General features: G+C 41.9%; 26 protein-coding genes. 15 read left to right on the forward strand and 11 right to left on the reverse strand.

The genetic code is table 11. The annotated features are described in order from the left end of the window. The first annotated feature begins 138 nt into the window (after positions 1 to 138). Positions 139 to 1,371, forward strand: a complete 1,233-nt coding sequence (locus tag RG47T_RS03885; RefSeq protein ID WP_171972467.1) for a DEAD/DEAH box helicase — start codon at positions 139 to 141, stop codon at positions 1,369 to 1,371. A 64-nt stretch (positions 1,372 to 1,435) separates the two neighbouring features. Here the strand turns inward: RG47T_RS03885 and RG47T_RS03890 are convergent, their stop codons facing one another. Beyond that, positions 1,436 to 1,771: a hypothetical protein gene (locus RG47T_RS03890; RefSeq protein ID WP_074488212.1), complete on the reverse strand. Its 336-nt coding sequence runs from the start codon at positions 1,769 to 1,771 to the stop codon at positions 1,436 to 1,438. Positions 1,772 to 1,965: 194 nt separating this feature from the next. On the opposite strand from RG47T_RS03890, the gene RG47T_RS03895 reads away from it, so the two are divergent. The 5 genes from RG47T_RS03895 (at position 1,966) to RG47T_RS03915 (ending at position 5,432) form a co-directional block, all read left to right on the forward strand. Then, positions 1,966 to 2,763: a HipA family kinase gene (locus tag RG47T_RS03895; RefSeq protein WP_074488213.1), complete on the forward strand. Its 798-nt coding sequence runs from the start codon at positions 1,966 to 1,968 to the stop codon at positions 2,761 to 2,763. Further along, positions 2,741 to 3,124, forward strand: coding sequence for a DUF3037 domain-containing protein (locus tag RG47T_RS03900; RefSeq protein ID WP_074488214.1), 384 nt, complete (start codon positions 2,741 to 2,743; stop codon positions 3,122 to 3,124). Before RG47T_RS03895 ends, RG47T_RS03900 begins: the two co-directional genes overlap by 23 nt. 63 nt (positions 3,125 to 3,187) lie before the next feature. Continuing rightward, the gene (locus RG47T_RS03905; RefSeq protein ID WP_074488215.1) at positions 3,188 to 3,769 is read left to right on the forward strand and encodes a carboxymuconolactone decarboxylase family protein; all 582 of its coding nucleotides are present in this window, start codon (positions 3,188 to 3,190) and stop codon (positions 3,767 to 3,769) included. 140 nt (positions 3,770 to 3,909) lie between these two features. Continuing rightward, positions 3,910 to 4,671, forward strand: a complete 762-nt coding sequence (locus RG47T_RS03910; protein WP_074488216.1) for a hypothetical protein — start codon at positions 3,910 to 3,912, stop codon at positions 4,669 to 4,671. Between the two features lie 140 nt (positions 4,672 to 4,811). Further along, positions 4,812 to 5,432: an alpha-ketoglutarate-dependent dioxygenase AlkB family protein gene (locus RG47T_RS03915; RefSeq protein ID WP_074488217.1), complete on the forward strand. Its 621-nt coding sequence runs from the start codon at positions 4,812 to 4,814 to the stop codon at positions 5,430 to 5,432. Positions 5,433 to 5,610: 178 nt separating this feature from the next. Here RG47T_RS03915 and RG47T_RS03920 read toward each other — a convergent pair whose 3' ends face one another. From RG47T_RS03920 to RG47T_RS03935, 4 genes are all read right to left on the reverse strand, one after another. Continuing rightward, a complete protein-coding gene (locus RG47T_RS03920; protein WP_074488218.1) occupies positions 5,611 to 6,486 on the reverse strand; it encodes an OmpA/MotB family protein in 876 nt (291 codons plus the stop codon). 208 nt (positions 6,487 to 6,694) lie between these two features. Beyond that, the gene (locus RG47T_RS03925) at positions 6,695 to 7,228 is read right to left on the reverse strand and encodes an OmpA family protein (RefSeq protein ID WP_074488219.1); all 534 of its coding nucleotides are present in this window, start codon (positions 7,226 to 7,228) and stop codon (positions 6,695 to 6,697) included. Between the two features lie 146 nt (positions 7,229 to 7,374). Continuing rightward, positions 7,375 to 7,887, reverse strand: coding sequence for a GNAT family N-acetyltransferase (locus tag RG47T_RS03930; RefSeq protein WP_074488220.1), 513 nt, complete (start codon positions 7,885 to 7,887; stop codon positions 7,375 to 7,377). A gap of 12 nt (positions 7,888 to 7,899) precedes the next feature. Then, positions 7,900 to 8,874 carry a purple acid phosphatase family protein gene (locus RG47T_RS03935; protein ID WP_074488221.1) on the reverse strand — a complete coding sequence of 325 codons (975 nt, stop codon included), beginning with the start codon at positions 8,872 to 8,874 and terminating at the stop codon, positions 7,900 to 7,902. Positions 8,875 to 9,098: 224 nt separating this feature from the next. On the opposite strand from RG47T_RS03935, the gene RG47T_RS03940 reads away from it, so the two are divergent. The 3 genes from RG47T_RS03940 (at position 9,099) to RG47T_RS03950 (ending at position 10,568) form a co-directional block, all read left to right on the forward strand. Then, entirely contained in the window at positions 9,099 to 9,356 is a 258-nt protein-coding gene (locus RG47T_RS03940) for a hypothetical protein (RefSeq protein ID WP_074488222.1), read from the forward strand. 208 nt (positions 9,357 to 9,564) lie between these two features. Next, complete coding sequence (locus tag RG47T_RS03945) at positions 9,565 to 9,933, forward strand: hypothetical protein (RefSeq protein WP_074488223.1); 369 nt, start codon at positions 9,565 to 9,567, stop codon at positions 9,931 to 9,933. A 104-nt stretch (positions 9,934 to 10,037) separates the two neighbouring features. Continuing rightward, the gene (locus RG47T_RS03950) at positions 10,038 to 10,568 is read left to right on the forward strand and encodes a ferritin (RefSeq protein ID WP_074488224.1); all 531 of its coding nucleotides are present in this window, start codon (positions 10,038 to 10,040) and stop codon (positions 10,566 to 10,568) included. Here the strand turns inward: RG47T_RS03950 and RG47T_RS03955 are convergent. Next, a complete protein-coding gene (locus tag RG47T_RS03955) occupies positions 10,565 to 10,843 on the reverse strand; it encodes a (2Fe-2S) ferredoxin domain-containing protein (RefSeq protein WP_074488225.1) in 279 nt (92 codons plus the stop codon). The two genes, RG47T_RS03950 and RG47T_RS03955, sit on opposite strands and share 4 nt — an antisense overlap. Positions 10,844 to 10,927: 84 nt before the next feature. Then, entirely contained in the window at positions 10,928 to 11,440 is a 513-nt protein-coding gene (locus tag RG47T_RS03960; RefSeq protein ID WP_074488226.1) for a DinB family protein, read from the reverse strand. Between the two features lie 102 nt (positions 11,441 to 11,542). On the opposite strand from RG47T_RS03960, the gene RG47T_RS03965 reads away from it, so the two are divergent. From RG47T_RS03965 to RG47T_RS03975, 3 genes are all read left to right on the forward strand, one after another. Continuing rightward, positions 11,543 to 12,115 carry a Crp/Fnr family transcriptional regulator gene (locus RG47T_RS03965; protein WP_074488227.1) on the forward strand — a complete coding sequence of 191 codons (573 nt, stop codon included), beginning with the start codon at positions 11,543 to 11,545 and terminating at the stop codon, positions 12,113 to 12,115. Between the two features lie 71 nt (positions 12,116 to 12,186). After that, positions 12,187 to 12,630, forward strand: a complete 444-nt coding sequence (locus RG47T_RS03970) for a carboxymuconolactone decarboxylase family protein (RefSeq protein ID WP_074488228.1) — start codon at positions 12,187 to 12,189, stop codon at positions 12,628 to 12,630. A 337-nt stretch (positions 12,631 to 12,967) separates the two neighbouring features. Further along, entirely contained in the window at positions 12,968 to 13,699 is a 732-nt protein-coding gene (locus RG47T_RS03975) for an acyl-CoA desaturase (RefSeq protein WP_074488229.1), read from the forward strand. 72 nt (positions 13,700 to 13,771) lie between these two features. On the opposite strand, the gene RG47T_RS03980 is transcribed toward RG47T_RS03975, so the two are convergent. Then, positions 13,772 to 14,113 carry a hypothetical protein gene (locus RG47T_RS03980; RefSeq protein WP_074488230.1) on the reverse strand — a complete coding sequence of 114 codons (342 nt, stop codon included), beginning with the start codon at positions 14,111 to 14,113 and terminating at the stop codon, positions 13,772 to 13,774. 231 nt (positions 14,114 to 14,344) lie between these two features. Here RG47T_RS03980 and RG47T_RS03985 point away from each other — a divergent pair, with 231 nt between their 5' ends. Both RG47T_RS03985 and RG47T_RS03990 read left to right on the forward strand, forming a co-directional pair. Next, positions 14,345 to 15,262, forward strand: a complete 918-nt coding sequence (locus tag RG47T_RS03985; RefSeq protein WP_074488231.1) for a DnaJ C-terminal domain-containing protein — start codon at positions 14,345 to 14,347, stop codon at positions 15,260 to 15,262. 11 nt (positions 15,263 to 15,273) lie between these two features. Next, on the forward strand, positions 15,274 to 15,570 hold the full coding sequence (locus RG47T_RS03990; protein WP_074488232.1) for a chaperone modulator CbpM: 297 nt from the start codon (positions 15,274 to 15,276) through the stop codon (positions 15,568 to 15,570). Positions 15,571 to 15,572: 2 nt separating this feature from the next. On the opposite strand, the gene RG47T_RS03995 is transcribed toward RG47T_RS03990, so the two are convergent. Both RG47T_RS03995 and RG47T_RS04000 read right to left on the reverse strand, forming a co-directional pair. Then, entirely contained in the window at positions 15,573 to 15,980 is a 408-nt protein-coding gene (locus tag RG47T_RS03995) for a hypothetical protein (protein ID WP_074488233.1), read from the reverse strand. A gap of 224 nt (positions 15,981 to 16,204) precedes the next feature. Then, positions 16,205 to 16,570: a nuclear transport factor 2 family protein gene (locus RG47T_RS04000; RefSeq protein WP_074488234.1), complete on the reverse strand. Its 366-nt coding sequence runs from the start codon at positions 16,568 to 16,570 to the stop codon at positions 16,205 to 16,207. A 95-nt stretch (positions 16,571 to 16,665) separates the two neighbouring features. Here RG47T_RS04000 and RG47T_RS04005 point away from each other — a divergent pair, with 95 nt between their 5' ends. Then, positions 16,666 to 17,580, forward strand: coding sequence for an AraC family transcriptional regulator (locus RG47T_RS04005; protein ID WP_074488235.1), 915 nt, complete (start codon positions 16,666 to 16,668; stop codon positions 17,578 to 17,580). A gap of 481 nt (positions 17,581 to 18,061) precedes the next feature. Here RG47T_RS04005 and RG47T_RS04010 read toward each other — a convergent pair whose 3' ends face one another. Then, the gene (locus RG47T_RS04010; RefSeq protein WP_074493104.1) at positions 18,062 to 19,897 is read right to left on the reverse strand and encodes an alkaline phosphatase; all 1,836 of its coding nucleotides are present in this window, start codon (positions 19,895 to 19,897) and stop codon (positions 18,062 to 18,064) included. Between the last annotated feature and the right edge of the window lie 2 nt (positions 19,898 to 19,899).

Here is a 19,899-nt window from a genome sequence, read left to right on the forward strand (position 1 = left end):
GGGATTTGGTTGAAAAATTAACATACTTGCCTGGCGATTGCAATGGCATAATGGGGAAATTACAAGCGCATCTTTACTCACAAATACTGATAACCACAACATTATTGCTTAACTTGTGCTTTTATTCATATATAGACAGTGACTTTTAAGGACTTTAATTTTAACGAGCAATTGGCAGAAGGTATCCAAAGTATGGGGTACAATACGCCGACAGCCATTCAAGCGCAAGCAATACCTATTATTTTAGAAGGTAAAGATATTATAGCATGTGCGCAAACAGGCACGGGCAAAACGGCTTCGTACTTGTTGCCGGTTTTAAACAGCATAGGTAAGGCAGATGCCGGCCATCGTATTAGTACGCTTATTTTGGGGCCAACCCGCGAGTTGGTTCAACAGATAGATCAGCAGGTAGAAGGCCTGGCTTATTTTACCAATATCAGTTCGCTGGCCGTATTTGGCGGTGGCGATGGTATAGCGTATGAGCAGCAAAAACGCGGCATTCAAAACAAGGTTGATATTGTAATTGCAACGCCCGGAAGGCTTATTGCTTTCCTGACTTCGGGTGCCCTGAAACTGGATCACCTGAAACATTTTGTACTGGACGAGGCCGACCGCATGCTGGACATGGGTTTCTTCCAGGATATTATGCGTATTATTACTTATTTGCCGGCTAATCGCCAAACATTGTTATTCTCGGCTACCATGCCGGGTAAGATCCGTACCCTGGCGCGGTCGATACTCAAAGACCCCGAGCAAATTAACATTGCACTTTCGCAGCCCGCGGTTGGTATCAGCCAGCAGATCTATCGTGTGCACGATGCGCAAAAAACCAAGCTGATCGAGGTATTATTGAGAAGCGGTTTATATACCAGCACCATCATATTTGCATCAACCAAAGAGAAGGTTAAGGCCCTGGCTAAAGACCTTAAACATGCACAAATTAATGCCGAAGCTTTCCACTCAGACATGAACCAGGGCGAGCGCGAAGAGGTATTGCTTAACTTCAAAAACCGCCAGCTACCTGTAGTTATCGGTACCGATGCGTTATCGCGCGGTATTGATGTGGAAGGCATCGACCTGGTAATTAATTATGATGTGCCCGGCGACCCCGAAGATTATATCCACCGTATTGGCCGGACAGCCCGTGCAGAAACCAAAGGTACAGCGGTTACATTGGTTAATAAACACGATGAACGCAAACTGACCAATATCCAATCGCTGATTGATAAAAAGATAGAAGAAATTACTTTGCCTGCAGATATTGGCTCGATACCAGAGCAAAAGCCTCAGTTTGATAACACCAAACGTAAGAGTCGCAATAACAGAAGGCCTGCCCATAAGGACGCGCCCAAAGGGCAGAAACGCAGCTAAAGAAGGTATATAGTATATAACAAGGCCTGAAAGCAATTTGCTTTCAGGCCTTGTTATATACTGGTTAAATGTAAAATGTTCCGTTAAAGGTTACTGGTGAAGTAGCGTTATTTGGCGTAAATGTTACGTTCATGGTGCCTTGATCTCGTCCCGAAACAATAGAATAACTGCCATGTGCGGTAATTGCATTTCCATTTACATCTATTAAATTAGTAACTAAATGTGTACCAGCGGTTCCATAAGCTTCATAATTTATACCCAGATAAGAAAAAGTGCCGATATCAACAGTGGCTTGTTTTGATGCTGCATGTTTTTCAGAAGAAACTTTAGGGTCGAAAGATGTTAATTGCTTTCCGGCTGCCAAAACAACAACAGTTAGGGGTAAGATAAATTTTTTCATAAAGATTATTTGTGTTAAGATTTACTGCAAGTTAATGTTGGGTTTCGATAAAAGCAAATATTTTTCGATGGTTAGTTCTTAATATTTGTTAATTAGATCAAAACTGATAGGATTGTCAACCTTTTGGCTTTTTGTGTTTAATAATCGTTTATTTTAGTGCCATTACTTTCGGGTTAATTTTACAATTTTACATCGTGAGTGATTTTCAACCTCAATTACGTACTGTTAACGTTATCCGTTATGTAACGCCCCTGCGCGAAGGCGGTTCGCTGCCTGCTATTGCCGAGGCCGACGACGAGTTTCTGTACGTGCTTAAGTTTCGCGGCGCAGGCCAGGGCGTAAAAGCCTTGATTGCCGAATTGATCGGCGGCGAAATAGCCCGTTTGCTGGGCTTTAAGATTCCGGAGCTGGTGTTTGCCAATCTGGACACTGCCTTTGGCCGTACAGAACCCGATGAAGAGATCCAGGATTTGTTGAAGGCTAGTGTAGGCCTTAACCTGGCCCTGCATTACCTGTCGGGAGCCATTACGTTCGACCCGGTGGTTACCGCGCTCGATGCTAAACTATCCTCACAGATTGTATGGCTGGATTGCCTGCTCACTAACGTTGACCGTACCCCCCGCAACACCAATATGCTGATCTGGCATAAAGAACTTTGGCTGATAGATCATGGCGCGTCGTTATACTTTCACCACTCGTGGCATAACTGGCAGGAACAAGCTAAAAGGCCTTTTGCAAATATAAAAGACCATGTATTGCTGCCCCGCGCCAGCGAACTGGCTATAGTTGATATCGAGTTTAAAGCGATACTAATCCCGGAAAATATCCGCAAAATTATTGATCTGATTCCCGACGAATGGTTGAGCGCCGGGTTTGAGGATGAAACACCGGATGGTATCCGCAATGTATATTATGAGTTTTTAACAACGCGCGTTGCCGCGTCTGAGATATTTGTAAACGAAGCCCAACATGCCAGAGAATCATTTATTTGAGTATGCCGTAATACGCGTTGTACCCAGGGTGGAGCGTGAGGAGTTTTTAAATGTTGGTGTGATCTTATACTGTAAAAAGGAAAAGTTTTTGGGCATCAAATTTACGGTGAACGAACCCCGGCTTGCCGCTTTTTGCCCCGAACTAGATCTGGATGCCCTGACTGCTAACCTGAATGCCCTGACACAGATTTGCCTGGGTAGCAAAGCCGGCGGCCCAATAGCCCAACTGGATGAGCCGTCGCGCTTCCGCTGGATTACTGCTACGCGCAGTACCGTTGTTCAGGCCTCAAAAGTACACCCGGGTTTGTGCATTAGTGCCGCCCAAACACTGGAAAAATTGTATGTGCAATTGGTAGCATAGCATATAATTGGTTTGTTTTATTCTGATTTTATTTAGATATTCAATTAACCAATTATAAACCATATGCCACACATTAATTTGCCTGCCGGTGTACCGGGAATCAGAAGTTTGTTTTCGTTCAGGCCAGAAACTGCAGCCCCTCTCAACCTGTTAGCACAAACCTTATTACACAATCCACACCCAACTTTAACAGCCGGCGAAAGGGAGCTGATAGCCACCTACGTATCCAGCCTGAATAACTGTAAATATTGCGCCACCATCCACGGTGCTATTGCCAAACACCAGTTAGGTAATGATGGTGAAACCGTGAAACGGCTAGTTACAGATATGGAAAATGCGCCGGTAAGCGACAAGCTGAAAGCCTTGTTACGAATTGCCGCCAAAGTACAAACAGGAGGCCAGAATGTAACCGAAACCGATGTGGCCGAAGCCCGTAACGAGGGTGCCACCGATCTGGAAATTCACGACACGGTATTAATTGCCGCAGCCTTTTGCATGTATAACCGTTATGTTGATGGACTGGCCACTTTCCAGCCCGATGACGATGAGCTTTATGACCAGATGGGTGCTATCCGTGCGCGTGAGGGTTATCATAGTGGCCCGTTAACGTTGAAGAAAAACGAAGCTGTTACCGAGGCTTCTTAAACTATACTAACTTATTATGCTTAAAGTTTACACGTTGTAAACCTTAAGGGTAATAAAACCGTAAGTGAGTTAGAACAAATCGCTTATAATATGCTTATAAAGATGTGTTTTTTAACTTGAAGTTATATTTGAAATTGACTATGAAAAAATTATTTAACTTATTGATTCTTGGAATAGGCTTTTGTGGCGTGGCAAATGCGCAAAGTACTACCACAGATGATGGCAAAGGCTGGTTCTCTAATAACATTGCCGGTGCTGCACAGGTACAGGTTACTTACCGTAACACCAATTTAGATCAGGTTAACCGGATTCTGAATAACAACAACATCCCATCCTTGAAAGGTAATGATGTGTGGATTAACCTATCCATGAGCCACGTTCACAAACAGTGGATTTTTGAAGATGGCTTGGGTGTTACACCGCTTTCTACTTCAGAAGGTACCAATAACATCAAGGCCAAATATGGCCAGGGGCAGGCTTATTTTAGAGCAGGGTATAATATTGCCAAATCTGATGATTCGAGGTTCTTCCCGTTTGTTGGTTTAAATTTTTCGGCAGCCATGCTGAAGATCGAGGACAAGGGCCGCCAGGAAAGTACCAATGATTTTTCGCAGGAACTGCTAACCAGTACTTCCAGCAAAACATTATACCAAGGTAACTTCGGTATTGAGTTGGGTGCAGGATATGATTACCTTATTAAATTGAAAACCAAAAAAATTGATAACTGCGTAGAAGTTCAACGCAATATCCCAATTGGTATCCGTGCCGGTTATTACATCAACGCTGCCCGTAGCGACTGGAAAATAGACGGACATTCATTAGATAACAGCCCCGATAAAAACCAAAGTGCGGTGTTTATTTCGCTGAATATTGGCTTGGGCTACAATGTAAGGAAGCTGTAATCGCTTTACACCCATCGTGCCGAACTTGTTTCGGCATCCCACTTGCTAAGTTTGCGAAACACCAATCGCAAACCTGTACTGTGGGATGCTGAAATAAGTAAGTATGCTTATAAAAGCATCCTATTTGATAAATCCACCACATGGATCAGCTCAGTTTTTTCGAAAATACGGAAGCCGGTAAACCACTGTTGCCTGGGTTAATTGATTACCAACCGGGTATGTTCAGTAAAGCCGAAAGTAATCTGGTGCTTCAGAAACTGGTTAAAGAAACGCCTTGGTCGCAGCGCGCTGTGCTAATGTATGGTAAGGAGGTGCTTACTCCACGATTAACCGCTTGGTACGGCGATCAGGATACAGATTATTCGATCTCCGGTAGTAGTTCTAAACCATTGCCGTGGACAGAAGATTTGCTCATGATCCGCAAAAGAGTAGAAGCAGCCGCAGGGGTTTCATTCAACACCGTACTGCTTAATTATTATCGAGATGGTAATGATTCTGTTAGCTGGCACGATGACATGGACAATATCCCGGGTCGAAACATGATTGTCGGTTCGGTTAGTTTAGGGCAGGTGCGCACGTTCGATATTCGTAAAAAATCAGATCATAGCATCAAGTATTCCATCCCGCTCGAAAATGGCTCGTACCTACTAATGAAGGGCGACTTTCAGCTGAATTGGCAGCACCGGATTGCAAAGTCAACTAAACCGTTGAACGAGCGGGTTAATTTGACTTTTAGGGTGAGTAATAGCGTAAAATCATAACTACCCGTCGTGCCGAACTTGTTTCGGCATCCCATCCGCAAAGTCTGCGAATTATAAATCGTAAACCTGTCCTGTGGGGTGATGAAACAAGTTCAGCATAACGACGGGTTAACGGCGTGAACACAAAAAAGGGCCTTCCATCCGGAAAGCCCTTTTGCATAGCTAAGCTATTTAATGCTTATTGTTTTGGTGCCGGATTTTGTTTCTCAGGCGCTTTACCAATCAGATCCATAAACTGATCTAGTTTAGGAGTGATGATGATTTGGGTACGTCTGTTTTTAGCTTTACCGTCATTGGTCATGTTATCGGCAATCGGGTTGTATTCGCCACGGCCGCCTGCGGTTAAACGTTTAGGATCAACATTGTAAGTGTTTTGCAGTGCCATAACTACTGACGATGCCCTTAAAGCACTTAGATCCCAGTTGTTACGGATGTTTTTCTGTGAGATAGGCAGGTTATCCGTGTTACCTTCAATCAGTACATCGTAACCGCTATAGTCGGTAATGATCTTTGCAATTTTGCTTAAGGTAGCACCGGCTTTGTCAGTTAGTTCATAACTGCCAGATTTATACAGCATATTGTCTGAAAGCGAAATGTAAACCACACCTTTTAATACTTGTACATCAACATCTTTAGTTTCCTGCTGGCTTAATGAGCGGGTTAGGTTGTTAGTTAACACCATGTTAAGCGAATCGCTTTTGTTTTTGGTGTTTACCAGTTGTTGAATGTATTTGTTTGAGCTGTTGATCTCGTCAACCAGTTTAGAGATATTCACATTACCTTGGCTGCTCGAGTTTAAACATTTGTTTAAAGCATCCTGCAAAGCAAGCGTATTTGATTTTTCTGAAGCAATTTGTTCTTCCAGGCTTTTGATCCTGTTATTGGCCACGGCAAGCCCTTGTTCGCTGGTCTGGTATTTTACGCTCAGGTCGCGGGTGCTATTTTGCAGTTGTGTGTAATTAGCGTCCAGTTCTTTATATTTTTTAGTGCTTACACAACTTTGAGCAACTACTGCTGTAATGAGCAGAGCCGGTATAATTATTGGGAACTTCATAAATTTTTGTATTTGTTTTTTTTAAAGATATAATTTAAAAGATCAATAAGCAATAACGGAGGATGGTAAGGAATGTTTTAAACAGGGTTTTCGATAATATATAGCGAGAGTGAAATAATATTATTTATACGAAATATTTAAAACGTAATTTATACCTAAAGAGGCCTTTAGCAGAATATTAAAGGCCTCTTTTAATAATTGTTGTTTGTTATTGAACAACCTTTATTTCAACACGGCGGTTTAGCGCGCGGCCTTCTTCGGTTGTATTGTCGGCTATCGGTTTGCTTTCGCCGTAACCTTTGGTGGTTAAGTTATCGCCGTTAACGCCGGCATTTACCAGGTACGCTTTAACAGAATTAGCGCGATCGAGCGATAATGACATGTTGTGCGCCGTAGATCCTTCGGCAGATGAATTGCCGTTCAATACTAATTTGGTGGTTGATGCCCGTCTTAGAGAGGTGGCAACAAGATCAAGCGTTTGGTATGAGTCTGTTTTTAACACGGCAGAGTTAAACTCGAACTGGATATTAGCGAAGTTAAGATCTTGTTTTTCTGGTGCCGGTGCTGGTTCTTGTTTTTCTGGTGCAGGGGTAGGGGCCGGTGCCGCAGCCGGTGGAGCTGTTTTAACAGTATCTGTAACAGGTTCTTGTTTAACTACTGCTTTTTTTGCTTTACATGCAGGTAGGGTAAAAGCCAGTGAGGCAGCTAAAACTAATAATAGGTTGCTTTTTAAAAACTTCATTTTGTAAATTATTATAAGGTGGAATGTTGTACGAATAAAAACACTTTTTTGCTACGAAAAGTATTTGTTTGAGGAAAAAATCAGGAAATAATAGTTATTGATGAATGCTGAAGCCTTTAAATAGGTGAATTGCAGAGAGATGGAGTTTATTTAAGCAGCGCATAAACATGCTCATCCATCAGTATGCCATTTTTAAAAAGCGCAAATTGCCGAACACTTTCTTTAATGAAACCTGCTTTGGTAAGTACCCGCATCGAGGCCGGGTTATTGTCTTTTACAGTGGCCTGTATCCGTACAATGTCGAAGTTGTCAAAAATATAACTCGTAATCAATCCCACAGCAGCTGTCATAACGCCACAGCCCCAAAAGCTCTCCCCAAGCCAGTAACCCAATGACGCGCTTTTGCGGTAAACATCGGCCCCGGGCTTAAATTCAATACCACCGGCAATAGCACCATTTATTGTGATAGCAAAAGTGGTTGCCGGATTTTGATTTAAATGGCCGGCTATAAATTGCTCTGCATCATTAATGGTGTATGGGTACGGAAATGTATCGAATAAAAAGCGGGAAATATTACTATTATCAGCCTGCCGTTGTAAAAATGCCGAATCATTCGGCAGCCATCCCCTTAGTATAAATGTGTTTCCTTGTAATTGCATGCCGGTAAAAGCTTACTTAGTCAACTCTGTTTGATAAATTACAGCGCCTTCTTTGTTAATGGCTTTCACATTAAAACGGTTGGCATCTACCGAAAAATACATAAACCCATGCTGTGATGCCTGGAAACGACTGTAAGGGATGCCGGCAGTAACATCTGTTAACTCAGACCCTGCACCGGATATAAACTGGTGGGTAAAGCCTTCGGGTTTTAAATGCTGCAGCGAATGGTCGTGGCCCGAGAGGTAAACATCTACCTTATATTCTTCAAACACACTAGCCAGCATCTTACGTGCAGTAAGGGTGTCGTAGTTTTTTATACGGGGGCCAACAGTATAACAGGGGTGGTGCCCAACAACAATTTTCCATTTTACATCTGCCGGGGCGTTCTTCAGCGTGTCTTTTAACCAGGCCATCTGGGTTTGTACCTGCGGCTGTAATGCCTCGTGCATCATGGGGTCTGTATCTATCATAATAAACAGCGCTTTGCCTTTATCTTTGCCCAATGCTACCTGTTTGGTATAATAGCGGGCAGGCATATTCCAGCGGCGGCTTATTTTGCTGTAACGGATCTGTGCATCCGGGTCTGTCATATAATCGTGGTTACCCAGTATCGGGAACCAATCGCATTGCAGGGAATGAGCCGTGTAAATGTTCTCGAACGAGTAATGCCAAAGCGGGTCTTGCTCGCTTATTACGCCTTTGGGGTAAAAGTTGTCGCCCACAGAAATTACAAAATCATTTGCATGTGCTGCACCCCATAAGCCCATTTGTTTGGCTACCTCAACCTGGTCGTATTCACCATTGCGGCCCCAATCGCCAATGGCCATAAAATGCAGGGCATAATCGTCTGCTATTTTATCCTGGTGGGTTAGGTCGTCGCTTTCTAAATGGGTTACGTTATTATCGGCTAATGTTGCCAGCGGGCTAACAATTGTTGCACCCAAGGCTGTTAATGCGGTGCTTCTAACAAAATCTCTGCGTTTCATAAAGTTGCTGTAGGGGTATTTTATTGGTTTAATTTATACTGAAAACCTGGCCTAATATACATTATGTTGCGTTTAATGTACAACAACAAGTGTTTAATTAATTGTAAATGAGTAATGCACGAAATACACACTAATGTTAAATGTACTTTCGGTTGTTAACATAATGATAATATTGTATTAACTTTATGATAACCTATTTTTGCATCAAACACCAGATACAACATATGAAAAAATCTAAGCTGAAGTCACTCGTAAAAACTGCCCGCAAAAATGCTCAAAAAGATTTCCAGATTGCTATCGCTGCCGAATTAAAAGTTGCTGCCGGAAAATTAGGCCAGGACATTGAAAAACTGAATAAAGACATTGAAAAGGAAGCCAAAAAAGCTGCCAAAAGAATAGCTGAAAAAATTAAGATCGATAAAACTGCATTAGTGCAAGCTAATGATGATGCCAAAGCAGCCGCTGCTGTAGAAAGCGTTTAATTAGTAAGTCATCTACTGAAAATACTCCGCCCGTTCAAGCATTATTGCTTGAACGCCTATAGCTACAGTCCGGCTATTCACTGTACGGTGCCTGTATAGTATTGCAAAATAAGTGTCTGTAATGCTTGCCATTAATTAAAAATAATTTTTCTTCTTTATTTGGATTAATTATAAATAATGTTCATTTTCGCAATGCAACAGATCATAGATGCAAGCGATACAGACCATTACCCATACGCTAAATATAACCGAAGTATTTAAAACAGCTTCGGGTACTATATTTCAATCAGACAGTGAAAACTGCTGGTATATTGATTTTGCCGGTAAGCTTAACCGCTTTGATTACCGTTGCCTGCAAAAACTTCGTAAAGCAGTTTATCATATTGATATCGAGGGGCTTTTAATGAATACAAACCGGTCTGCCGATATGGAAATCGTTTTTATTTGTGCCTGCGATCATACTTATATACTCACCACTTTAGAGATCATTGCCCTTAAAGAGTTGCTGCAAGGCACCTTTACTATGCTGGAGCTTAACCACATTATCCACGACAGGTTATACAGGGGAGCCCTTTAATCATATTAAGACTCATTTCATATTAGCCCTCAATAGTTTACTTATCAATTTATAGCATTAGTTTTGTTATAGATAGTTAGATAGGTACTTAAATTGAAATTATTATGAAAGATATAATGCGCATAAAATGCCTCATTTCTACAGAAATGGAAAGCATTTTAAACCAGCAAATCCGCAAAGAAGCACAATCATCATCCATTTATTTAGCCATGGCTTCATGGTGCGATAGGAATGGTTTTGATGGCTCATCAGTATACTTTTTTAAGCAAGCCGATGAAGAAAGACAGCATCAGCTTAAGTTTTTTAAATACGTACTTGATATGGGCGCAACAGCTATCTCTCCGGATGTTAGCGGCATTAAAATCGAATATAACTCATTCCGCGAAGTATTTGAAGATGCCCTTGACCAGGAGATCAGTGTTACGCAATCTATCAAAAACATAGCGTCACTTTGCCACAAAGAGCAGGATTACGTTACGATGGAATTTTTAAACTGGTTCTTGAAAGAACAACGTGAAGAAGAGTACAAAGCACGCCGCGCACTCGAATTGTTTGAAGTGATTGGCGAAGAAGGTGCCGGCCGCTGGCAAATTGACAAGCACGTTGGTGATATTAAATACGATAGCGAAGCTTAAATAGCCTCTGGAGATTGGTTGATCGATTTTAAAAGCTTCAAAATCTCTTTCTCAGAATATTCCTTTAACCAGATATTACCTGGTTGTAATGTACAGATCGGTGCATAATCGCACCGGTCTGTACATTCTATCCGCACTACCTCAATATCCAGCTCACCTTCCTGGTGCTTAGCAAAAGATTTAGCAATTTTATATAAACTCTTTCCACCCCGCTTGGCACATTTGCTGCCGGTACATATATAAAGCACCCTATCGGGTATAGTAAACTTACTCATGTTGCTGTATTAACTATTTATTAACGTAAAACTACAGCTAATAGTTGAGCGCCGGGCCAATTTATTATTACAACAGGCGGCTGATTAACCACGATCCCAAAAAGCAGGTGGCTCAATCCCTAAAGATCGGAGGTATACATATCCCTGCCCACGATGGTGGATCTCGTTATTAATCCAATAAAGTATCATGTTATAGATCGGGGCCTCGTACATACCAAAGGCTACTACGGTTTCGCGAAACTGCTGTGGTGTTATCCGGGGCCAGTAAGCCAGTATATCTTCGGTAACTTTGTCCCAAAGAATTAATAGTTCTGCCTTGGTTTTAACTATAGACCGCTGCGGGTTATAATCCAGTTCGGGTGTAAACTTCCAGTCGCCGGTAATCAGTGCTTTAATGCCGATGCCGGCAATGCCTAATACCTCTTTAGCCATATCGGCAAAAGGGCGCATGCCGCCAATGCTATGATTAAAGAGCTGGTCTTCTGGGAATATTTCGATCAGTTTTTTGGTAAGGCTGCGGTGGCCAAGCCATTGTTCCAAAAATTCTTCGGGTGTGATAATCTGTACGGTGGTTTCTGTTGTTTGTGGGTTTTCCATTGTGTGTGTTGATGATTGATGAGCAAATAAACCACGGGCTAGTGACAACCCTATGTCAGCAGGAATTATAATAATTCACATTTATCATTTACTTTGTATAGAATGTACCCGCAAATCTTAGCCCATATTAAAACTTACGTGCACCTGGATGCGCACGAAGAGCAATTGCTGTGCGATACCCTGGAGTTGATTAAACTCAAGAAAAAGCAATTCCTGCTGGAACCGGGCAAATTGTGCAAGGGCAATTACTTTGTGCTGAAGGGCTGTTTGCGGCTGTATATCGTAAACAATAAACTGCATGAGCAGATCCTGCAGTTCGGGCTGGAAAACTGGTGGATAGCAGATCAGGATAGTTTGCTGAACAAGAAGCCCTCGGCCTGCTATATCCAAACGATAGAAGAGTGTGAAATGCTACTGTTGACCGAACACAACAAGCTATTGCTTTTTGAAAAGATCCCAAAGCTGGAAAGCTACTTCTTAATTATGATGCACAAAGCCCTGGTGGCATCGCAACGCCGTATCGGCTTTATTTTTAATATGAACGATGAAGAGCGCTACCGGTACTTTGCCAAACTTTTCCCCGAATTTTTACAGCGTGTGCCGCAATATATGCTGGCTAGTTATCTGGGTTTTACACCTCAGTTTATGAGCAGGCTGAGAGCCAAAAAAATCTGATTTTCTTAAACTCAGTTCATTTTTTGGAGGGGTGCTTATGCTGACCTTTGTTTTATCAAAACATTAAAACAATGAGCACCAGAACAAAAATTAATCAGAAAGACCCGGCATATCACGCCATGATGGCATTAGGCGAATACCTTACCACCACGCCGCTTACCGCTAAACACCACGAATTGATTAAGATCAGAACGTCGCAAATAAACGGTTGTGCATTCTGTATCGATATGCATACCCGCGATGCCCGCAAAGAAGGCGAAACCGAGCAGCGTATTTATGCTTTGAGCGTTTGGCGCGATACCCCTTTCTTTGATGAGCAGGAGCGTGCCCTGCTGGCCCTTACCGAAGAAGTTACTTTGATTGGTAATCATGTATCAGACGATACTTATAATAAGGCAGCTGCCGTGTTTGAGCCTGCATACCTTACTGCTATATTGATGGCCATTATAGCTATCAACAGCTGGAACCGGTTTGCCATTACTACTCACATGGAAGATTTTCTGAAGGTAGGATAATCGTAAGTTAGTGTCAAAATTGTGAAAGAGGCGGGCTTAAGGTTCGCCTTTTTGTTATTTTATAGTTACTTATTTAAGTAACTATAAAATGCAATATAAACGCCACTTATTGGTTAATGTAGTATAGCCTTTCAGTATTTTACAACAGCAATACAAGCTGTGCGTTTAGCAAACAAAAAAATTCATCGGCCACAAAATAATAAGCGCGGTTTAAATGTAACTTAGCGCCGCTAAATATCACGGGCCAGGCATAATCCATATCCGCTCTGTCTTCTTTTCTGCAACGGGCTTGTAATCATCGGCAAGCCTGTACTTCTGCTACATTCAATCTAAATTTATGCCCATACTTATTTTTTTTATTGCCCATTGGTTTCTGTCGTTATTTTTTCAAACTTTCTTTCAGCACCGTTACGCTTCGCACCGCATGTTTACTACCAGCAAGGGCTGGGAACGCGCATTTTACCTCATGGCTTATGTGTTTGAAGGGTCGTCTTTCCTTAATCCCCGTGCTTATGCTATGATGCACCGCGAGCACCATGCTTATAGCGATACCGAGAAAGACCCGCACTCGCCACATTTCTTTACAGATGTTTTCCAAATGATGAAGGCTACCATCATCACCTTTCGCGACCATTTAAAGCGGACTAAAGATCCCGAAGCCCGTTTTGCAGGCGATTGCCCCGAGTGGCCGTTGATAGACAGGGTGGGTTCCTCCATTGTTTCGAGGCTGGCATTCGGTGCTTTGTATACCTGGTTTTATATTGCCTTTGCCACACACTGGTGGATGTTTTTACTTTTACCCATCCACTTTTTGATGGGGCCATTACAGGGTGCCATTGTAAACTGGTGCGGCCACAAATATGGATACAGCAATTTTGATAACAACGATCAATCTAAAAATACTACGCCCTTTGATTTTTTTATGCTGGGCGAGTTGTTTCAGAATAATCACCATAGGTACCCAAACAGCGCAAACTTTGGCAATAAATGGTTCGAGATAGATCCTGTTTACCCGGTAATGCGATTGATGCACCGGTTGCGGATCATTAAACTGCGGAAGAATTATTAAGCCTTAAATAAAAGGTATAAGCCAAAAGAAAACCCGTTAAGCAAATTACTTAACGGGTTTTCTTTTTAATGCTTATTTAAAGATAGACAGGTGGACTGTTTTTATGCTGAGCATAAAAGTTTTACCCACGCTAATTTTAACGCTTTTGTCTTGCAGCATTGCTTTAATGGTTTCGTCGCCTTTAAGGGCTTCGTACAAATCGCGTGCTACTGCAGAGCCACTGATGTTGTTGGTTACTTTACCGTTTTCCATTTGAATGTTAAACGTATATCCCGATTTTCCACGGTCGCCGGCCGACTCAAAGTCTGTAATGTTTAATTTAAAACTCTGATCTTCTGTTAAGCTCTTCTTAAGATGCAAACGGATTACCGGGATGTATTTTTTCCAGGTGGCTAAATATGTTCTTTGTTCCATGTATGAGCTGTAAAGGTATCATTAAATGATGATGATTTTACAAATAGGTCATATTCATTTTAATAAGTTTAAAAAAATTACATGCAGGTAGGCTTATCAATATCGAATAAGCCGTGCTTATAACCTATTTTTACGCAATAAACATTATAATGTTTGCCTTGGTATTTTGATGTTATTAAATTCAACCATCGGCAATTAAAAATGTTTAATAAATAAACCCTCTTTTAAACCATGGCTTATATTGACTATTACCAGGTGCTTGGACTGAAAAAAGGCGCTACCGAAAAAGATATTAAAAGCGCCTACCGTAAGCAAGCCCGTAAATACCACCCCGACCTTAACCCAAATGATAAGGAGGCAAATAAGAAGTTTCAGGAAATAAATGAAGCCAATGAAGTGTTGAGCGATGCCGAAAAACGCAAAAAATACGATCAGTATGGCGAAAACTGGCAGCATGCCGATGCTTACGAGGCGCAGCAAAAACAATCTGGCGGCAGCAGGCCTTCCAGTGGTTATAGTGGCGGCAATACCGAGGGCGGTTACAATTATGAAAGCTTTGGCGGTGGCGGCGATTTTTCTGATTACTTCCAATCTATGTTTGGCAACATGGGCGGTGGTGGCGGCCGGCAAGCCAAATACCGAGGGCAGGATTTCCGTTCGGAGCTGCACCTTAACTTGCTCGACGTTGTTGAATCGCAAAAGCAAACATTAACCGTTAACGGTAAAAATATAAGGATAACCATACCCGCCGGTGTTGAGAACGGCCAAACTATTAAAATAACCGGCCATGGCGGCGCAGGCAGCAATGGCGGCCCGGCCGGCGACCTGTTAATAACCTTTGTAATTAAAGACGACGTGAAATTTAAAAGAGACGGTTATAACCTGCATACTACAGTTAATGTAGACCTGTATACTGCTATACTAGGCGGTGAATTAATTGCCGAAACGCTGACAGGCAAGGTAAAAGTGCCGGTAAAGCCCGGTACCCAAAACGGGGCTAAAGTGAAGCTGAAAGGCAAAGGTATGCCGGTGTATAAAAAAGAGAACGAGTTTGGCGATCTGTACCTCAGTTACCAAATTGATATACCTACAGAACTAACTGATAAGCAAAAAGAACTGTTTAAAGAACTTCAACAATCGTCAATTTAAAACCTACTAAAATGGCAACAGAAGATTTAATAGAAGCAACCGTATTTTGTACCTATCACCAGGTGGAGTATTCTTTTATCGCATCGTTGGAGGAAGCAGGATTGGTACAGTTAACATTTATAAACCAGCAATACTTTATACCGAACACCCAATTGCTGCAACTCGAAAAAATGATCCGGCTGCACCAGGAGCTGGATATTAATTTACCGGGCATCGAAGCCATAGCACATGTGCTGCAGCGGATGGAAGATTTGCAGCAGCAAAATATCAGCCTGATAAATAAGCTGCGCTTGTATGAGCAGGTTTAATGTTATTTAGAGCTTTTAAATGGCAGCTTTTTTAAACTTACCTGGCTCATTACATCTTTTTGGTAAAGGCCAATGCAGTATTTATTAAACAGGCTGTCGAAATTAACATCGCCAATGCTTACCTGTTTGGGGTAGGGCTTGCTGTTTAAAAAAAAATAAACCTTAGTGTTGCCATATTTATTGTAGGGCATAAAATTGCCGTAATCCGTCATTTGTTTCCAAAGCGTATCAGAAAGGGTAACGGCATATACCCGTATTACAGGGCCTGTGTTTTGTTCGTTACGTATAAAGGCAGCTTCTTTAAAATTGCCTTTCAGGTCGGCAGTGCCGGGCTGGGTAAAAACATTCCAAAGCATTAGTGCCAGTGCAATTACCACAAATACCCATAAAAAAGCCCGCTTGTTTTTCATTTGGCAAAGCTACAAATGCCGGTGATTATGTTATGCCATTGCAATATCAAAAGAGCAGGTTTGCTAGTATGCGAAGTGGAAAAAAGTAAAAAACGCCTTGGCATAGCTGAAGGCGTTTTTCTGTACTCCAGAAGATGCATTTTTCGAACTGTTTTATAAAAGAGCTGAAAAATTGGCTGATCTGTTAACCATTTAAAATAATGATATTATGCCTAAGCTCATTGCTAATAAAAAAAGGTTTCGGATACTATTTTATCGTCCTTTATCCCAAAAACTGCAATTTCTGATACTTGTAACCGCTGTCCATTTTTTAAGGACATGTCCCTCCCCATGGCAACACTAAAATAATTGCCTCCAACTACCGGTTCGCTGCAAAAAAAGCTATGTACTTCTGCTATAATTTCCTGCCTGGCTTTTGACTTTGCTAATACCGCTTCAAGGCCCTTTGTTATGGTAGGCACACCCATTGCCAAAGCATGCTCGGGTTCGGTACAAACAATGTCGGCACTGTAAAACTGTTGATAAATTTCTGCCACTTGCCTTTGTTTAAAAAGTTCGTAGTAACGATCGGCTAATTCCTGAGTTGTCATTTTTGATTTGATTTAATTATACAAAGTTATTTTGCTTGTTGATACTTAAAGAGTTAAAATGTATCATATATTTGCTTAATCGTATCAATTTATAAATGGATGCATTAAGTACTGTATTAGAGGCAACGAGATTAAAGGGGGTAGTTTATAGCAAATTTCCTCTTGCGGCTCCGTGGGGACTGGATATTGTTCAGGATCAAAATTCGCAGTTCTGGCGCTTAGTAAGCGGTAGTTGTGTTATTGGCTCGCCCGATGGGCGTATCATAGAATTGAAGGAAGGGGATTTAGTATTTATCCCTAATGGCAGTGCTCATTGGATAGCAGATAAATCTACGAGCCTGCGTATGCCATCGCCCGAATTTGTTAAGGCCCGGCGGGCTGGTACCGCTGTTTTTAACAGTGGAGGAGCCGTAACAAACCTCATAGCGGGGCATTTTGAATTTGATTACCAGCCCTTGCATCCTTTTTTAAAGGATTTACCTCCAATTATTCACATCAGGCAATATTCTACAAAAAATCAGCTATTAGTAAAGCAGATTACGCAATTAATGCTGGAAGAACTCAATAACGAAAAGCCGGGAAGCAATGTAATGCTGAAGTGCCTGTCGGAAATTATGTTTATTAATATCATTAGGGCATATTTAGAACAGGCTGCACCCGACAGCGGTTTTCTTTCTGCGTTAAACGACCCAAGGATAAGCAAGGCGCTGAAGCTAATGCAGGACACACCACAAAACAATTGGACGCTGGAATCACTGGCATCTGAGATTGGCATGTCACGTTCTGTATTCTTTAATCAGTTTAAAAAATTAGTGCATGAGACACCGTTGAGTTACCTCACTAACTGGCGCATCAGGCAAGCCCAAAAACTATTAATAACAAATAGCAGTAATATATCGCAAATAGCAGCAAATGTAGGCTATCAGTCTGAAGCAGCTTTCAATCGTATATTTAAATCAAAAACAGGGCAAACTCCTGCAGTGTACAGGAGAAGCATGCTTGCCCGGTGATTTTTAGCGTGTGGCTATTTTCGTAATTAGTTTTTAATTATAACCTAAATCCAGAAATCTTCAAATTTGCTAAATGGAGCGAGGTATTAAACGAAGTTGCTTTGCAATTAATAGCGTGTTGAAAAAATAAAAAAAGCGAGACAGTTGGCTGGCGCTTCCGGTGAGAGGGAAGCGTTTGGTTGCAGGTACAAGGCCGATGTAGTTAATGATACCTTTTTAGAAGAAAGAACTTTGTACTAAAGTGGTGCTTAATGTCCTTAATCAGGAAAAAAAGGGCAAGAACTGAAAATCAGCCTTGCCCAATTGGGTGCTGGGTCCTGTACAAATCTCGAACTATTTCCTGCCTGATTTGCGTTTAATCGCCGATTTTGACATATAGCGTCTTAGTTCAAATTTTCCTTTCACCACCACCTCAGCGTGAGTGTCTGAGCATTAATATTCACTTTTGTAAATACGAAAGCTATATTGCGTAAACACGCCTTTACTTTAACAATGCCTTTATCTTATTAAAGATCTCGGTATTGTTAAAAACGCCTCTAAAATCAAGCGAGTGTGGCCCGTAGGTAAATATAGGCACCGGTGTTCCGGTATGGTCGTTGGTACTAAAGTTGCCCCAAACGTAGCCCTTATTTATGTTTCCATCTAATAATGTCAATCCACCTGTTTCATGATCGGCGGTAACAATAACCAGTGTTTCGCCATCTTCGTCGGCAAAGCGTAAAGCGTCTCCAACCACACGGTCAAAATCGGCGTTTTCGGTAATTATTTGTTTAAGATTATTGGCATGCCCCCCATGGTCTATCTGCGATCCTTCTATCATCATAAAAAAACCATTTGGCGCGTTTTTAAAGGCTTGGGTAACCTTTTTCAAGGCAAGCGGCAAATAGTTGCCCCTGCCATCCATTTTAGGCCGGGTAACGCTATCATCCATTAAACCCAGTATTTTGGTTGCCGGTGTAGTTAAAAAGTCATCAAAATTACGTACAACGGTATACCCCTTTTGCTTCATTTTGTCAACAGCGGATTCGCCATCTCTCGTTACGGTAAAATCTTTGTAAGCAGATCCTAAAAAGATATCCACCGGCGATGAAACGATCTGGCTTGCAATATCGGTAGCCTTACTTCTTTCGGAATTGTGGGCATAAAAAGCGGCCGGTGTGGCATCTGTTAATTCGCATACCACAATATCGGCCGTTTTTTTACCAGCCTCTGCACTGTAATCTGCCAGCGATTTTAGTGGTTTGCCAGCAGCATCTACCCCTACCGCCCTGTCATTTGTTTTTTGTCCAGATGCGAAAGCGGTAGCCCCCGCTGCCGAATCTGTGATATAAGCATCGGCCGAATAGGTTAACGAAAAGCCTATGTTCAGCATCTGAAATATGTTTAACTGCCCCCTATTGGCCGTATAGGTGGCATATATTTGCGATAAGCCCATGCCATCGCCTATACACAAAATAATGTTTTTCACCTTTTTAACTTCACCGTCTGATTTATAGGTTGGGTGATAAATTGCATAAGGTTGCGTCGCGGTGTATTCTGATCTGTCTTTCCCGTTCAGGAAGTTGCCAAGCCCTTCAATGTCATCGGTACCAATAACATCAACTCCTAAACGTAACATGGCCAGCCAGCTACTTTTGGTATCGGGCGTTTCAAAAAAGCGTACTTTTTTCCCGGCATTATGAACGCTGTCTATACCGCCTTTTACTCTTTTAATTTCTTCGGCATTAAATACCCCTTTGCCATTCCAATGTACATATCTGCTTAGCGGAAAACTCACCAACCCTATTTTTTTCCATTGCGTTTCTGTAAAGCCATCTAAATGATCAACATCAAAAGACATCCAATCAGGATAGTTTGGCATTACCGCTGCCGGAGGCACAGCCCCCGTCATCACAATAGATAGCCTGCCCGGATGCCCCTCATATGCGAAAAATTTTTCTAAAGGCTTAAGCTCTGTTATCACCAATGGCAATACAGCCTTATAATCCTCTTTTATTTCAATAAGCAGTCTTAAATGCCTTTGCGGATCACGGCTAAGCTTCTCTATCAGCGGATCGATATATAATACCTTTAATGACCGTTTAGCACTTATCTCTTTTTTATCATGTGCCACCATCAGCTGGCCTTTTACAGCATACACATCGGCCTCTATTGATCCAAAGCCTTTTTCATAAGCCCGGTAAAAGGGGATATTGTTTTTATAATCGTTGTGGGAGTGGGCATCGGCCACGGTGTACGCTTTTATTTGAGCGATAGCTGCCATGCTAATATTTAGCAATAATGCTGTAATCGTGATAATTTTGGTGCTTTTTTTCATTT

Source organism: Mucilaginibacter polytrichastri, assembly GCF_001911425.1.
GTDB lineage: Bacteria > Bacteroidota > Bacteroidia > Sphingobacteriales > Sphingobacteriaceae > Mucilaginibacter > Mucilaginibacter polytrichastri.

Bases quoted from the DNA above. Each gene is read 5' to 3' on its own strand.
- RG47T_RS04010 (WP_074493104.1), bottom strand. From the start codon at position 19,897: ATGAAAAAAAGCACCAAAATTATCACGATTACAGCATTATTGCTAAAT.
- RG47T_RS03950 (WP_074488224.1), top strand. From the start codon at position 10,038: ATGAAAGATATAATGCGCATAAAATGCCTCATTTCTACAGAAATGGAA.
- RG47T_RS03990 (WP_074488232.1), top strand. From the start codon at position 15,274: ATGGCAACAGAAGATTTAATAGAAGCAACCGTATTTTGTACCTATCAC.
- RG47T_RS03955 (WP_074488225.1), bottom strand. From the start codon at position 10,843: ATGAGTAAGTTTACTATACCCGATAGGGTGCTTTATATATGTACCGGC.
- RG47T_RS03965 (WP_074488227.1), top strand. From the start codon at position 11,543: ATGTACCCGCAAATCTTAGCCCATATTAAAACTTACGTGCACCTGGAT.
- RG47T_RS03970 (WP_074488228.1), top strand. From the start codon at position 12,187: ATGAGCACCAGAACAAAAATTAATCAGAAAGACCCGGCATATCACGCC.
- RG47T_RS03905 (WP_074488215.1), top strand. From the start codon at position 3,188: ATGCCACACATTAATTTGCCTGCCGGTGTACCGGGAATCAGAAGTTTG.
- RG47T_RS03945 (WP_074488223.1), top strand. From the start codon at position 9,565: ATGCAAGCGATACAGACCATTACCCATACGCTAAATATAACCGAAGTA.
- RG47T_RS03920 (WP_074488218.1), bottom strand. From the start codon at position 6,486: ATGAAGTTCCCAATAATTATACCGGCTCTGCTCATTACAGCAGTAGTT.
- RG47T_RS04005 (WP_074488235.1), top strand. From the start codon at position 16,666: ATGGATGCATTAAGTACTGTATTAGAGGCAACGAGATTAAAGGGGGTA.
- RG47T_RS03925 (WP_074488219.1), bottom strand. From the start codon at position 7,228: ATGAAGTTTTTAAAAAGCAACCTATTATTAGTTTTAGCTGCCTCACTG.
- RG47T_RS03910 (WP_074488216.1), top strand. From the start codon at position 3,910: ATGAAAAAATTATTTAACTTATTGATTCTTGGAATAGGCTTTTGTGGC.
- RG47T_RS03940 (WP_074488222.1), top strand. From the start codon at position 9,099: ATGAAAAAATCTAAGCTGAAGTCACTCGTAAAAACTGCCCGCAAAAAT.
- RG47T_RS03995 (WP_074488233.1), bottom strand. From the start codon at position 15,980: ATGAAAAACAAGCGGGCTTTTTTATGGGTATTTGTGGTAATTGCACTG.
- RG47T_RS03915 (WP_074488217.1), top strand. From the start codon at position 4,812: ATGGATCAGCTCAGTTTTTTCGAAAATACGGAAGCCGGTAAACCACTG.
- RG47T_RS03900 (WP_074488214.1), top strand. From the start codon at position 2,741: ATGCCAGAGAATCATTTATTTGAGTATGCCGTAATACGCGTTGTACCC.
- RG47T_RS03935 (WP_074488221.1), bottom strand. From the start codon at position 8,874: ATGAAACGCAGAGATTTTGTTAGAAGCACCGCATTAACAGCCTTGGGT.
- RG47T_RS03975 (WP_074488229.1), top strand. From the start codon at position 12,968: ATGCCCATACTTATTTTTTTTATTGCCCATTGGTTTCTGTCGTTATTT.
- RG47T_RS03930 (WP_074488220.1), bottom strand. From the start codon at position 7,887: ATGCAATTACAAGGAAACACATTTATACTAAGGGGATGGCTGCCGAAT.
- RG47T_RS03960 (WP_074488226.1), bottom strand. From the start codon at position 11,440: ATGGAAAACCCACAAACAACAGAAACCACCGTACAGATTATCACACCC.
- RG47T_RS04000 (WP_074488234.1), bottom strand. From the start codon at position 16,570: ATGACAACTCAGGAATTAGCCGATCGTTACTACGAACTTTTTAAACAA.
- RG47T_RS03980 (WP_074488230.1), bottom strand. From the start codon at position 14,113: ATGGAACAAAGAACATATTTAGCCACCTGGAAAAAATACATCCCGGTA.
- RG47T_RS03890 (WP_074488212.1), bottom strand. From the start codon at position 1,771: ATGAAAAAATTTATCTTACCCCTAACTGTTGTTGTTTTGGCAGCCGGA.
- RG47T_RS03985 (WP_074488231.1), top strand. From the start codon at position 14,345: ATGGCTTATATTGACTATTACCAGGTGCTTGGACTGAAAAAAGGCGCT.